The organism is Pseudomonas sp. LF020 (assembly GCF_053456425.1).
On record NZ_JBRFIX010000019.1, the window covers coordinates 31,958 to 45,377 of the forward strand.

General features: G+C 53.6%; 16 protein-coding genes. 1 reads left to right on the plus strand and 15 read right to left on the minus strand.

Annotated features, from left to right (window positions below; genetic code table 11):
• Window positions 1-19: 19 nt before the first annotated feature.
• Together ACU680_RS27035 and ACU680_RS27040 are read right to left on the minus strand one after the other, a co-directional pair.
• Window positions 20-421: a relaxosome component, NikC family protein gene (locus ACU680_RS27035; protein WP_448181037.1), complete on the minus strand. Its 402-nt coding sequence runs from the start codon at window positions 419-421 to the stop codon at window positions 20-22.
• 989 nt (window positions 422-1,410) lie between these two features.
• A complete protein-coding gene (locus tag ACU680_RS27040) occupies window positions 1,411-1,860 on the minus strand; it encodes a plasmid mobilization protein (protein ID WP_448181038.1) in 450 nt (149 codons plus the stop codon).
• Between the two features lie 164 nt (window positions 1,861-2,024).
• Here ACU680_RS27040 and ACU680_RS27045 point away from each other — a divergent pair, with 164 nt between their 5' ends.
• Window positions 2,025-2,423, plus strand: a complete 399-nt coding sequence (locus ACU680_RS27045) for a hypothetical protein (RefSeq protein ID WP_448181039.1) — start codon at window positions 2,025-2,027, stop codon at window positions 2,421-2,423.
• A gap of 35 nt (window positions 2,424-2,458) precedes the next feature.
• Here ACU680_RS27045 and ACU680_RS27050 read toward each other — a convergent pair whose 3' ends face one another.
• The 13 genes from ACU680_RS27050 to ACU680_RS27110 form a co-directional block, all read right to left on the minus strand.
• Complete coding sequence (locus ACU680_RS27050; RefSeq protein ID WP_448181040.1) at window positions 2,459-3,034, minus strand: hypothetical protein; 576 nt, start codon at window positions 3,032-3,034, stop codon at window positions 2,459-2,461.
• Between the two features lie 9 nt (window positions 3,035-3,043).
• The gene (gene stbB, locus ACU680_RS27055; RefSeq protein ID WP_448181041.1) at window positions 3,044-3,748 is read right to left on the minus strand and encodes a StbB family protein; all 705 of its coding nucleotides are present in this window, start codon (window positions 3,746-3,748) and stop codon (window positions 3,044-3,046) included.
• 298 nt (window positions 3,749-4,046) lie between these two features.
• On the minus strand, window positions 4,047-4,517 hold the full coding sequence (locus ACU680_RS27060; protein WP_448181042.1) for a single-stranded DNA-binding protein: 471 nt from the start codon (window positions 4,515-4,517) through the stop codon (window positions 4,047-4,049).
• A 26-nt stretch (window positions 4,518-4,543) separates the two neighbouring features.
• Window positions 4,544-6,682 carry a type IA DNA topoisomerase gene (locus ACU680_RS27065; RefSeq protein ID WP_448181043.1) on the minus strand — a complete coding sequence of 713 codons (2,139 nt, stop codon included), beginning with the start codon at window positions 6,680-6,682 and terminating at the stop codon, window positions 4,544-4,546.
• 24 nt (window positions 6,683-6,706) lie between these two features.
• Window positions 6,707-7,042: a TrbM/KikA/MpfK family conjugal transfer protein gene (locus ACU680_RS27070; RefSeq protein WP_375122191.1), complete on the minus strand. Its 336-nt coding sequence runs from the start codon at window positions 7,040-7,042 to the stop codon at window positions 6,707-6,709.
• A gap of 51 nt (window positions 7,043-7,093) precedes the next feature.
• A complete protein-coding gene (locus ACU680_RS27075; protein WP_375122192.1) occupies window positions 7,094-8,626 on the minus strand; it encodes a type IV secretory system conjugative DNA transfer family protein in 1,533 nt (510 codons plus the stop codon).
• Window positions 8,613-8,936: a hypothetical protein gene (locus ACU680_RS27080; protein WP_448181044.1), complete on the minus strand. Its 324-nt coding sequence runs from the start codon at window positions 8,934-8,936 to the stop codon at window positions 8,613-8,615. Before ACU680_RS27080 ends, ACU680_RS27075 begins: the two co-directional genes overlap by 14 nt.
• A 133-nt stretch (window positions 8,937-9,069) precedes the next feature.
• Window positions 9,070-9,477, minus strand: coding sequence for a hypothetical protein (locus tag ACU680_RS27085; protein ID WP_448181045.1), 408 nt, complete (start codon window positions 9,475-9,477; stop codon window positions 9,070-9,072).
• The gene (locus tag ACU680_RS27090; protein WP_448181046.1) at window positions 9,474-9,815 is read right to left on the minus strand and encodes a hypothetical protein; all 342 of its coding nucleotides are present in this window, start codon (window positions 9,813-9,815) and stop codon (window positions 9,474-9,476) included. The genes ACU680_RS27085 and ACU680_RS27090 overlap by 4 nt, the downstream gene beginning before the upstream one ends.
• Window positions 9,816-9,823: 8 nt before the next feature.
• The gene (gene virB11, locus ACU680_RS27095) at window positions 9,824-10,876 is read right to left on the minus strand and encodes a P-type DNA transfer ATPase VirB11 (protein WP_448181047.1); all 1,053 of its coding nucleotides are present in this window, start codon (window positions 10,874-10,876) and stop codon (window positions 9,824-9,826) included.
• Between the two features lie 9 nt (window positions 10,877-10,885).
• Window positions 10,886-12,178 (minus strand): TrbI/VirB10 family protein, encoded by a 1,293-nt coding sequence (locus tag ACU680_RS27100; protein WP_448181048.1) that lies wholly within the window; start codon window positions 12,176-12,178, stop codon window positions 10,886-10,888.
• The gene (locus ACU680_RS27105; protein ID WP_448181049.1) at window positions 12,165-12,956 is read right to left on the minus strand and encodes a TrbG/VirB9 family P-type conjugative transfer protein; all 792 of its coding nucleotides are present in this window, start codon (window positions 12,954-12,956) and stop codon (window positions 12,165-12,167) included. Before ACU680_RS27105 ends, ACU680_RS27100 begins: the two co-directional genes overlap by 14 nt.
• Window positions 12,949-13,420 (minus strand): VirB8 family type IV secretion system protein (locus ACU680_RS27110; protein WP_448181050.1); only part of this gene is annotated, 472 nt, incomplete at its 5' end. The genes ACU680_RS27105 and ACU680_RS27110, both read right to left, overlap by 8 nt.

Consider the following 13,420-nt stretch of genomic DNA (forward strand, 5'->3'; position numbering starts at 1 on the left):
TTGCGAACAAACGGAGGTGCTACGTCACCAGCTCGTCCACGAGTTGATCGGGATCGCTTTCTGCCGGATCCCGCACGGGCTGGGCTTGCTCCTGCTCCTGCTCCTGACGTTTCTGTCTCAGAAACGGCGGGATGTCCTGGTCGTCGTCGTCCTTCGGCTCCTCCTCTTCCTCCTTCTCGTACAGACGGTCGCAGTCCAGAATCTCCTCCCGGGTTTTGCTGTCCCAGGTGAACGTATGCATTGCCTGGCAATAGTTGCGCACCGTCAACTTGTCCGGTTGGTCGGGCTTGCCCGTGATCTGCCACATCGCTGAAGGACAGGTCTTGCAAGCCATCGGTAGTTGATCCAGATCTTTCGGCGTCAGCTTCAGCAGAACTTCGCTGACGACCACCCGACCGCCCAAGGGTTCGATGTTCGACATTTTTTGGCTCTCCATATTTCTCATAGAATGCTTGTTCACAACGAACTAGCAGTTTTGCTTTTTCTTGAACTGACGCCTCTTTGTAGCGCTCCCTAAACTTTGGTGAAGCCTTGTGCACGTATTTAATTTCTCGCGCACGTGTAGGCCAATCCGCTAACCGCTCCTGTATTAGATGCTTCTCCAAAGGCGGTCTACTAAGCTCACGCCTGACAATGAAGTCATCTTGAAATATCGTGTCCTTGAGATTTGTGTACTTCGCATCCCCCGGCAACTTAACAGCGATGTACTCAGTGGGCTTACCGGCGTTTCGGATTCGAGTTTCACCATGCGTTTCAACCAAAGAGTAAAAATCCTGTCGCGTGGTAACGTTTTGCTCGATCACCTGTTTCACCAGGTCTTGCTTAAACTCACGATTTTTTCCGTAAAAGTCGTCGCCCTTGTAACGCGATAAAACACTGGCTGCGTCCTGTGGGTCGAATCGTATATGTTCGCGTGGTGAAGCCAAGTCATACTTCTGATTCAAATACTCCTGAAAAGCCTCGAAGTATTTTTCGTGGTGTAAATAAACACCAACCGGATTTGCTTCGTTGCCACTCAGTAGGTTTTTACGAGGGATAATCACATGAATATGTGGTTTTCGCTCGATCATTGCTCCTGTCTTCTTGTCGGTCACCTGCTTTATTTTTGGAAGATGAGCTTCGGCGTAGAAATTAAATTCTTCGTCTTTATACGCATACATCAGGAACTGCTTAAACTCCAACGTAACTGCTTGCAATGTTTCATCAGAAACATTGTCCTCACGAAAACCCATCGTGAAGGTTAAATAACGATCTTGGCCTCGATCCGGAATACTCTCGTATATCATTCGAGTCAGATCCAAATCGCCGTCGATAATTACGCGCTCGTCCAGTTCATCCCGCGAATATTCACGCCCTGCTTTAGCACCTTTTTCGAGATACTCTTGGGCACCAGTGTTATAGCCGCCGGGTCTAATCAGCATGATTAACCCCGGCACTAAGCAACTCACGAATTAAAACCAACTCGTTGATCGCCCTGATATATAATGATTCGGATATGATTCCAGACTTACGATACGCGCTGTTAACCTTATAAGCCAATTGGTTTAAGTTATTGCTCGACTTGTTATACAGAAACAACAGGCGCTCATAGTCTCTAGATGGCGCCTGAAAGGTTGCGTTCGAGTTGAATAAAACTTCGCGGAGGAACTGCGATTTTTTCACGCCTGAATCTTTTAGCTTCCTCTCGTATTCCGCGAAGACCTCCTCGGAGACCCGGAAGGACACGACGCGGGTTTTGTCTTTCGCCATGCCATCACCTCCTAACCAACCATCAACAACCGACAACATCAAGGGCCGGCAGGCCCCCGCTGTGCGGGGTTTCAAAGGGGTTTCCCCTTTGGCACGGACGATTGTTTTCAAAAGGCGAAGCTCTTTTGTAAACAATCGGTAACGTGCCTGTTTTTCGCCCCTGCCATTGGGGGCATATCCAAACCATAAGCAGAACGTAGGCACTGACTAGACAAAGCTCATCAGTTCATAGACAGTTCACGACATTCCATAGACAGAACATGAGCAAGACATAGATGCCAAATAGACAAGTGAACGATGAAAAAGCCCTTCGAAGCCTGGTGCCCTTCATCGAAGCGATGAAAGCATCGATCAGCATGCAGAAAGCCGTAGCAAATCACCTGGTCGAACTGGAACAGTTGCGAGCCTTCGGATACAGCAATGGTTTCATCAGCGCAGTTGTAAGTAAGGAATCAGGAAGAACCGTAACCGCAGGACTCTTCGCGTCGATGATGTACCGAGCGAGAATGAAGAAGACGGGAAAGCCAACCAAACTTGACGAAGTTGGTAAAGATGTTCCGACCTCTCAACCTATAGAAAAAGTGACACAAAAGGAACGGAAACCGGTTACTCCAACCGAATTGCGAAACCTCCGTAATGAACAAGAAGACTGGGCGGCTTTAGCGGAAGGCTAAACCGTCCCCAGTCTTTATTCATCGAATCGAGCGGGCTAATATTTATCAAACTTCCTTTTTAAGTCCGGCGGTAGAGATTCGATAATGCTACGTTGAGCCTTGTACTCATTGTAAAACCATTTGTTGGTCTCGTTACTTTCCTGAGAGACAATTGCCAGCCTGGACATAGCCGCCAACGCCAACAACAAGGTTGAGACGAACCCTATCAACAAAATATAGTTAAACCGCGTAGCATGAACGTCCCGGGTATTTCCTGACAATTTTTCGACACGGCGTTGCAAGTCGTCAATTTTTGAGGACGCTCTATTTAGAGCCGGCTCGAATGTGCGTTCCAGACTTTGCTGTATAGAATTCGAAAGTTCTGAACCGGCCTCGAAGGCAACACGCGTTGCGGTTGCTTTAATTGACTCATTTGTCGCATCTTGCAAGTGTTTTGCCGTTGACTCCGCGTCACCAACTGCTTGTGCAATGATCTCCAAAGAGTCCGACATGGAAAGTTTAAAGATATCCGGGATTTCTTTGATAGCGTCATGAACCCGGCCAACATCACTTAACAGTTCTATCAGTAGAGCGTCCCGGGCTGTTCTCGGCACATCATCTTGATCGCTCATATGCTCACCTCAAGCAAACAACAAATCGTAGGCAGCATCCAACTTACGATTAACACCCTTGCAAAGTAACTTCAGACCATACATATCAGACCAGCGAGCGCGTTCTTTCGGGTCTGCCTCTTTGTCTTTTAGAAGCTCTTTGTAATCTGTCTCGTCGGCCATCAGACTATTGAGCGACAAGCCTTTCAATGACAACGCATCAAACAACTCAGTTTCATAAACGGCGCATTCCGTATTCAAAGTAAAGTTCTGCGCAATTTTGTGATAGTTGACGATGATAGAAAACTCAGAAACCACATCACGTTCAACACGATTGAAAATAACTCGAATTTTCTCTGGCGGCACACCGATTGCCGCAAGGCTTTTAACCATCGCGACAGTTTCCTTCTGTTCTTTAGTCCCGCTGGTTACCGGAATAATGTAAAAATCGATCTCTTCATGAGCCTCTTCAAATCCTTCAAGATTGACCATAAAGTCTTCAACGTTAGATGCGCCGACATCAATAATTGCATTGTCTTCCATGACGATTCGTTTAAGCAATTCACGGAATTTATTACCGCGCATTTTCTCTACATCAAGCCCCAATCCTTCTGCGGATTCATTGATCGATTCAATCGCGTAAATAGGTGCGCCGTTCATACGTGGCGACAACATATGAACAGCGATAGTTGTTTTGCCGACAGTACCGGTGTAATTCATTACTGCTACTTTCATTTCTAGATTCCTGTAATTAAAAAAACAAAGCCTTTCGCGCAGTTAATAAATGCGCGTTATCAAAGTTTATTAATGTGTGAACAGTGGAAAACACCAAGGGCTCCGCCCTCGTCCTCTGGCAACGGCCGCGTTGACCTCAGGAGCGTGGGGGAAAAGCAACCCCCACACTCCCGAGGTGAGCCTTGTTTTGTCCGTGTGCCGTCAAGTGTTCGCTTCGCCCGTGCTTCCGTTCGCCGGAACGATGGAGCTGTTCCGACGAGCCGGGAGCGCGGCACCTGACGGGGCGGCTCAGGGGGCGCTAGAACGGCACGTCGTCGTCGAAGCTATCGAAGTCTGGAGCCGGCTGTGGTGCCGCTTGTTGCGGGGTAGGAGTTTGCTGTTGCGATCGCGGGGCCGAGCTAGGACGGGCCTGCTGATCGCCCTGCGGCCGCGTACCGAGCAACTGCATCGTGCCTTGCATATCCACGACAATTTCAGTCGTGTAGCGCTTGATTCCGTCCTTTTCCCACTCGCGGGTTTGCAACTTGCCTTCGATGTAGACCTGAGAGCCTTTGCGCAGGTATTCGCCGGCGATTTCCGCGACCTTGCCGAACATCGATACCCGGTGCCATTCGGTTTTCTCAACCTTTTGTCCAGTCTGTTTGTCTGTCCACTGCTCACTGGTCGCCAGACTGAGGTTAGTTACTGCGTTGCCGTTGGGCAGGTAGCGAACCTCTGGATCTTGCCCACAGGTGCCGACCAGGATCACTTTGTTTACTCCACGAGCCATGTTGTTACCCCTTTGTCATTCGGAAATTAACGGTTAAAAACCATCTTCACTTTGCCTTCGCCATCGAGCTTCAGCGCCGCATCGAAGGACTTACCGGCACCACTCTTGAATCCCTTGATAACGCCCGTTTTCCCCTTCGTAAGCAGGGCTTGGAGCTGGGCCGAGGTGAGTGTTTTGCTGCTGATCTCAGGCCAGAGCTTGAAGGTGCAGCTGAGGCACCCAATCACCCGCTGGGTCACCTTGAGTTCCCCGCCATCCATAGGGCACTTGGCGTCGATCTGGAAGGCGGCTTGCTGCTGAATGTTGCCCACGTCCACGTTGCGGATCTGGTCGGCGATGAACACCTCCAGTTCGTCCAGGAACTCGTTAACCGTCAGTTCACCGCTCTCAATCCTTTGCTGTTGTTCATGCCAGAGCGCCGTCATGTCAGGAGTTGTCGCGATTTCCGGAAGTGCCGCGATGAACTCCAATCCCAGCGGCGTGGGAACGAGCTTTTTCTTTTCGACGGTGTAGAACTTGCGATCCTGCAGCTTGGCGAGCATGGCGCCCCGGGTTGCCGGCGTCCCGATCCCACCCTTTTCGCCGGCGGCCTTGCCCTGGTCGCGATCGAGGAGCAGTTGTTTGATACGAGGATCTTTGACGTACTTGGCGACTCGCTGCAGATCCTCGAGCAACGTAGGCTCGGTATAGAGCGGCAGTGGCCGTGTTTTTTCTTTGGTGACTGTGACGGCCTCGCACAAACCACTTGTTCCGATCGCGAGCGCTGCCAGTAACTCGAATGGGCTTTCGTCCTGCGCGCCGTCTTCGCCATCCTCCTCTTCGTTCACCTCAGCCGAGATCGCAATCGTCCAGCCAGGTACGGTTACTTTGGTGGATCTGGCGACAAACTCATTGCCGGCAACGTCAAAACGAACCTCGGCGGCCAGATGGCGTTTTTCGGGCATGAACTGAGCCAGGTACCGCTTCACGATCGCCAGATAAACCTTCAGCTCGTCAGCGGTGAGCTGGGCGACGTCGAAGTTCGCTGCCGTTGGAATGATCCCGGTGTGCGCCGAAACCTTGCTGTTGTTGAACGCCCGACTTTTGCGCCCGGACTCGACATCAGCAAACACGTAGCCCAGATCCGGTAGCAACCGGGCCAATGCGGCAAGAGTCGCCGGCGCTTCCTCGAACTGCTCGTCAGTCAGATAACTGCAGTCGGATCGGTTGTAGGTAATGGCTTTGTATTTCTCGCGCAGCGCCTGAGTAATCGCGAGGGTTTTTTCGGCGTCGATCCCATGCTCACGGCTGATTTGTACCTGCAGAGCCAACAAGGAAAACGGTAGAGGCGCAGCGGTCGGCTTTTCGGTCACGTCCGCCAGTTTCACTACTACTGCAGCATTGCGGCAGCGTGCAGCCAGGCTCTCGGCGTACTGCTCCTCGATGATCCGCCCTTTGTCATCTACTGGAGCGTCCGCCGGCACGACCAGGCGCGCTCCGATCCGACTTGCGGCAAAGGCGAGCGTCGAAGTCACGCTATGAAAATATGCTGCAGCGTGGCTCCTGTTCGCGAGGTAACGGTTGACGATCAAACCGAGAATTACTGTCTGTACACGGCCCACCGACAGCACCCCTTTGATGCCCTTTGCCCGTGCTGCCAAGGTGTAAGCCCGGGTCATGTTGAAGCCGTAAAGCTGGTCGCCAATGCTGCGGCCCAGGGCTTTTTGGGACAAACCATAAAACTCAGTGTTGTCCCTGAGATTTTCCAGCGCTTTGCGCGCAGCGTTGGCGTTCAGGTCGTTGATCAGCACTCGCTTGACCGGACTACGGTTGCCGTAATACAGCAACACCTCGTCCACCAGTAGTTGCCCCTCATCGTCAGGATCGCCGGCGTGTACGATTTCTGTAGCCTTGCCGATCAGCTCACCCACAATCTTGAGCTGGTCTTGCGTGGCCGGGATCGGCAGGTATTTTTCCGGTCGCAGCTTCAGCGGCAGATCTTCCGCGTTCCACTTCGCATAGGCTGGGTTGTGTACCTCCGGGCCAGCCAATGCCAACAAGTGGCCGACGCACCAGGTCACGATGTCTGGCCCGCACTCGATAAAGCCGCCTCGGCTGCGACCGTTGCCCAGGGCTTCGGCGATCACCTTGCCGAGCTGTGGTTTTTCCGCAATGAAAACTCGCATAACAGTGTCCTCTCAGGTGATTTTTCAGCCGCTCGACTTGCCGTATTTGTCGTTGATCAGCTTGTTGTGGCCTTTGTCAGATCCGGGACAACTGTTGGTGAAGCTCAGCCGCTGTTTGGCGGTTGAGTTCCAGTCGATCCGTTTTTTCTTCTTGTAAACAACAATGTCGAAATGCTCCTGGATCGCTTCATCGCATCCGGGTTGCTTCTTGCCGCTGTACAGTCCCCACATACAGAGCGCGCTCTTGCAGGGGTCTTTCGCGAAAACTGGTGTAGGTACGAGGACAGCCACTGCCAACAAGCAGGCAACGGTGTATTTGCGGGCACGCGAAAACGTCGCCGCATCAACGGTGTATTTCATGTCTGATTCCCTTGGTTCACGCCGATCGGCGCTGGTGTGCTGCAGGAGGCGTTACGGGGTGAGGCGCTTTTGCTGGGCGTCGCGCAACTGCTGGTCATGCGGAGCGGCTACGGCGACCTTTGGCTCGGCGGTACGGACTGGCACAGTCAAAGAGTCGATTTTCGAGGCATCGCCGATCGGCAACGCCGGCGTTTTCATAAATGCCCGCTCCTTGAACACTTCCTCTTCGTACCAGAAGATTTTCCGCGCGCGGATGTTCATAGGCGGTGTCGTCTTGGTGCCCTGGACGAAAACCACCTCCTCGCCGTACGGCAGTTCGTTGATTTCCTGAGGCAGCATCAACGCCCGGGGCTGCTCGGTGTAACTGTCCGTTTTGGTGCGTTTCTCACCACCACTGTTCACAGACAGGTTTTTGACCAGAACCGTTTTGTTACCCAGACGCCGGCTGTACTCCTCGGCCAGTGTGATATCGCCGGTTCCGTACACAACCTCGATGTGAAACGCCTTCATGATCCCGTTACCGGCCTGCTCACCGTAGGTACGCTCTGCGCGCATCTGATCCTTGCCTTGGAAGATGATCAGGTAGCGCAGCCCTGCACCGCGTGTCAGTGCCGGCGCGGTTTCCATAACCTTCATGCGGCCCATGATCGCGATCTCATCGATCAGGAAAAGCACCTGGTGCTTGAGCCTCAACGAGCCATCAGCACAGTGCCCGCCCTGTTCCGGCAGGATCTTGGAGTTTTGCTGAATGGCTTGGGTAAAAAACAGGTTCATCAATGGGCCGAACTTGACCAGCGACGGCTCGGTGACACAGAAATAGATGCTCGTTTTTTCCTCGCGCAGCTTGGAAAAGTCGATGTCATCAGCGGAAACAGCCCACGCGACCGTCTTCTCGCCATACATCGCCAACGTGTCCCGAACAATGTCCGCCGTGGTAGACCAGCCACTGCTTTTGTTCTTCGAGGCTTCGTAAACGCCGTTCATTTCACGCATGCATTCATCAGAAAGCGGTGCGCTGCCGGCGCTGCGTTCTTCCATTGCCTGCTGTGCCCAAACACCCATCGCGCTCCCCAGCGCGGCAACTTCGTAGACCTGAGGCAACGTGCAGGGCAACTCCGGTGTTTCCATCAGGTACAGCACAATCGCCGAAAACACGTTCGCGGCTTTGTTGTACCACTCTTGGTTCTTGGGGTTGTCCGACACGAACAACACACTCGCGATGGTGCGGATCTCGCCGAGGCGATACAGAGGATCACGGCTTAGCCTGGCTAACGGGTTCCAGCGGTGCGTTTCCAACCGCTCTGGCGAAAAACGTTTGACCTGATGCCCCGCAGCCGCACGAAACCCTGCTGTGGTGTCGTAGTTTTCGAACTTCGGATCATTGACCACCACCGAGTCCGGGTAGCTGAGCAGGTTAGGGATCACGATCCCAACACCCTTGCCGCTGCCGGGCGGCGCCGCGAGCATCATGAAGGTCTGACCGTAAGAGGCTAGGAGCGTGTCCTTCGTCGGGTGTTTCCCGAACAACAACGGCGGATACTCCTCGATGCGTTTCTGAGGGTTTTCGGGGCTATAAGCTGCCATGCGACCTCCGTTTTGTTGCTTGAGGGTTCAGTTTGTTGAGGTAATAAGCGTGGTACTGCATAGGTGTCATGCCCAGGGCCAAGCGCCGCTGATCTTCTTCCACAACGCCGATTTCGTATTGCTGCAGCGCCTCGGAGTCTTGCTTGAACACCCTGTTGAAGTCAGCGCGAACTCGCTGTGAGTCTGACTCTCTGACAAAGGCGTGCCCGAACTGGCGAGCCAGAAGCAGTTCCGCTTCGCGTGATTGCTGTGCTTCCGATTTCATCTGCCGGCACCTCAGTTTTCCCAGAATGGTGTCATGGGTAAGCATTTCTGCCTCCAAAAATGGTTTCAGTGAGCCGTTGAACACAGCGATTTCTCTAAAAGGCATGCGCTCGTAGGCCGCTGCGCCTATGCCGGCGCGGCACACATATGGAATTGGGAGTGGAGTACTGAGGATGCTGTTATTCGGTCAAAGCCAGGCACGGCACAGGTCGAATTCCAATCTCGCGCAAGGCCGCAAGCGTTTGATCGAGCCAGTTGGCCGACCAGCCATCCTCGATGGCCTCCCTCGCCCAACGCTCGTAGGTTTCGGGATTATTCGCCTGGAACCGTGGCTCAATGAAGGCTTTGTGTGCGGGCCAAATCGCCTCGGCAATATGAAGCCGGTGCCAAGTCGAAAGCTCATGTACTTCTTTGGTGTACGCGAACTGCCAGCCGATTTTCTTGGCTGCATCCATGACCGCTTTCAAGATGGCCGCGTGCATCTTCTCGTTCATGATTCGATGAACTGGCCCAGCAACCAGTGTGAGGTCTATGCCCTCAAGTACGGTGGAGTTCAGACACTCTCCTACTTGACCTTGGCTGCTCATTGGTACGGCCCCTTGTACTCAAAAATGCGCAGCTCGGCGTTGTTGGCAAACCGTGCATTGCCGTGCAGGTTCGAAACAGGTTTACGCATGAACAGGGCCAACAGTGTCAGCGCGAGCGGTAAGAAGGTTAGCGCGATCGTCACGCACCAAGCCCAGGGCAAATACATCATGCCCCGATCGTTCAACGTCATCGATGACATATCGATCAACGTGTGCCAGGTAACCGTGCCGATCGGCAGCCCCGTAACCATCAGGAAAAAGGCGCCACCGACGTATAGGCCAAGCACAAAGAACAACGCCATCAAGACCAACACCACTAACGAGATTTTCCACCACATAACGCCTCCTAGGCCGCATGGCCGTTCATTAATCGCAACCTGTTCTCAGGTTCGTAGTGCACTTCAAGAACTTGCGTTTTTTCCATGTAAATCATGATGTCGAATGAGGTTTTCACCAGGCGCTCGATGTAGCTGTAATCCAGCCCCTTACCGACTTCCGACTGTTTAACCAACCCGCACACACGGGCGATTCCCGACACACAGTCATTGGCATGAGCTGTGGTAACGGTGCCAGGTACACCGGTATTGAGGATTTCCATGTAGTGCCATGCCTCATCGCCCGTCAGCTCGGCAAGAAACAGATGGTCAGGCTTCATCCGCATGGTGCTTGCCACCAGCGCCTTTGGTGTAACCGTAGGCCCGTACAGCAGGTGAACTCGATTCGGGTGACGCGGGAGAAGCAATTCATTGATCGCTTCGATCGTGATCATTCGCCGATCCGTAGGGAACAGATCCACCAAAGCCTTAGCGAGCGTCGTTTTCCCTGAGCCTGGGCCTCCGAAAAGGATGATGTTCTGCTTATGATCGATCGCCAGTTGGAAGAACTGCGCCCAATCGCGCCGGCCATGCGCGGCTTTGATCTCTTGCTGCCAATCCGTCAGTTCCAGCACGGATGATGCAAGCGCTTGAGTGGCGGCAAACCGACCGGAGCGGATGTAGTCCTCCAAAGAAAAGCGTTTTATCGAAGGGATCCGGATGGTCATCGAAATTGTCCCTTTCTCGACCGCCGGCGGGATCACCACTTGAGCGCGCACACCATCAGGGAAAACATCAGGGAATTTCAGGGTGTGAATCGGCGTCTCGGGCGTCAACTGGACGTTGTTGAACACAGCGAGACTGTTAGCCACCCGCCAACACATACCGAAGTCCAACGTAGGCACCTCTTCGCGTTGACCGCTGGGGAAGTCATCATTCGCAGTCCAGATCTCGAATGGCCGGTTTATCTTCACCTCTGTAGTGCCAGGCCGGTTCATCCGGTCGGTGAGGCCTGCCTGGGTCAGAAAGTCCTGCAGTAGCGTCGAATCAACCAGTTCATCAACAGCAATTGCTGCGTCTTGCATATCGACTCCTTAACGATTCTCGAAAACTGAAGAAAAATCCACGTCGCGGGCCACGATCACAGTAATCACCGTGCCAGGCAGTAAATGCCCTGTCGGTGCAATGTTGATCGTGTTGTCCAGGGACTTCTCTGCCATGCCCTCGACACTCTGCTCAGTGTTGTTGATTGTGTAACCGCCGGCTCCACTGCTCGGCTGCGACGAGTTCGTGGCAGCTGTCAGCACGTCCTTGAAAAGCGACAGAACAACGGCACCGCCGTACCGCTCCTTGAGGTGGTTATCGATCCATGCTTCTGTGCCGCTTGCACCCATTGGGCCAGCGCCAAGACTGTCAAGCCTCGCTCGCCCGTATTTTGTTTCCAGGTCGTTCCAGGTCGTGAACACCCGAACACGTCCTTGACCCATCTGGACTGTCTGCACACCACGAAGCCGGGCCATCGCTTCGGCCAGTACCGTCGAACCATCAGCCGAGTAGAGCGGTTCTGTAAGTCGGCAATCCACTGGCCCGGGTTGTTCGGTGATGATCTCCGAGTAGAGCGCGCAGCGCGCATACGTGCCATTCCCGAGGAGGTACTTTCGGGAAGGGGCCAACGTCGCTTTCGTCGGAGTGAAATCAGGGCCAGATAGATTATTCAGATTGCCTCGCGTCGATGACCCACCGGCCCCCAGAAGCCCCTCGCCAGCATCCGGAACATCACCTTGGACGGGTGGCGGCTGGCCCACCGCTGGACGACTCGAATTCGATTCACCACGTGCACCAGCCTGATAGCCAGAAACGTCGTTGACGGTTGCCAGCAACATTACTCCCCCGCCCAGCTTCCGTTGCGCAGCCGTTTCCACCGGAGGGGCGGCATTAGCTCCCGCGTTCGCCGCAGACGTTTTGTTACCGCTTGATGTGGTGGAATTTTGCTTTGCCGGTGCGCTACTGCTTTCCGCCTGCTTTCTAGCTTCCTCGGCTTTGCGTTTGTTCTCCTCCTCGATCTCCTTCAACTTATCAGCCTTGAGTTTGGCCATGGAGTCATCCGAGGAGGTGTTGGTCGTCAACGTGGCGTCCGCAATAACCGTGCTTTCATCGACTTTAGAGGAGCCACCTTTTATTTCACTGATAACCCAAGCCCATATACCGAACACCGCAACCACCAGGCCCAAGATCAGCAACCCGATATAAACCCAGAATTTTGCTTTAGGCGGGCCGCTCCGTTTGCTACGGATATCGAATGCCCCCCTCGCCTTTTCTGCCGACATTTCCGCCGGCGGATCAGAAACCACGGCGCCGGTGGTGTCCTCGCTGTCATTTGTCTGCACGTTTCACCTCCCGCACTTCCCCTGTAGTCGTCCCGCTGTAGTTGTAGGTAGTGCTAAGTTGCTGGGTCGGCCTAGCCTCCATGACCAGGGCATTCAAGCGCAGTCGGAACAACTTGCTCACGCCATGCACCACCAGGATGTCGTCCTCTGGCCGGGTATTCGCGACCGTTTCAGTTCCGTCAGGAAGCACCTGGTACACGTTCGGACGTGGAACGTTGTTAGGGAAACGGAAGCAAGTGAACGTGCCGTTATCCCAGATCTCCAGCGGCGCCAGGGATTTGTCCCCACGAACTTGATAAGGCCCACTGCGCAGGCCGTTGCAAGGGTCGAAAGGAACCTTCGCGACCGCTACCGGTTTCGGAGCCTCGGGATGCTTGAAGCGCAGTGCGTAGGTCATTTCCGTGACAGATTTCACCAGCTTCAACTCCAGTAAATAGGTGTACTTGCTGGTGTTGACGATCAGGTTGGTGTTCGGATCGTCAGCTGTTTTGGGCTTGATAGCGATCATGTTGCCGGATCCGTTTACACCGACTGACCAGGCATCCGGATCACCGGCGATGATCAATCCCGACTTACCGTTAACCGTCTCGTCCTGCGGAAACTGAATCAGCGTGGATCGTCCAATCACTGCTTGAATTCTGTAAACGTTGTCCGGGGAATACACTGCGGTTTGAACTCGCCGGTCGAGGACTGAACTGTCGCCCATGACTTCAGCCTGTGCGGTTCCTACGCCGGCAAGCATCAACACAAGCGGTAGTGCCAGGATTCGCTTATCCATTGTTTGTCCCCGCCTCTTGCACTTTGGAATAGCTCTTGATGCCTAACCCACGGGGGTTGATCCAGTCCTGCTCGCGCTTTTTTGGTGGGTTTTTGTAGTCGTAGCTGATAGTCGTTTGCCAAGTAGCAGGTTTGACGGACGGATCAGGTACGCCATTGCGATCGACAACCGTTTTAATGATCCGAACCTGGGCTGTGCCAGTACCGGCTTCCTCATCGCGCTTCAGGAAGCCCACACCCCGAATTTCAACCTTCATTTGACGGTTGTTGCCGAGCGTTTCGGTATAGCCCTTTTTTGACATCTGGAAGTTTTTGTATTCAGTAAACGTCTCTGAATACGACATCAACTCAACCGCTGCGTACATAGCGTCACTGTCCGCAAAGTTGTAACCCTCTCGGAAACGGACGTAATTCGAAAGGTAGTATTCGTCATCAACTTGTTTTTGGGTCTTTGCCTGGCCGCCC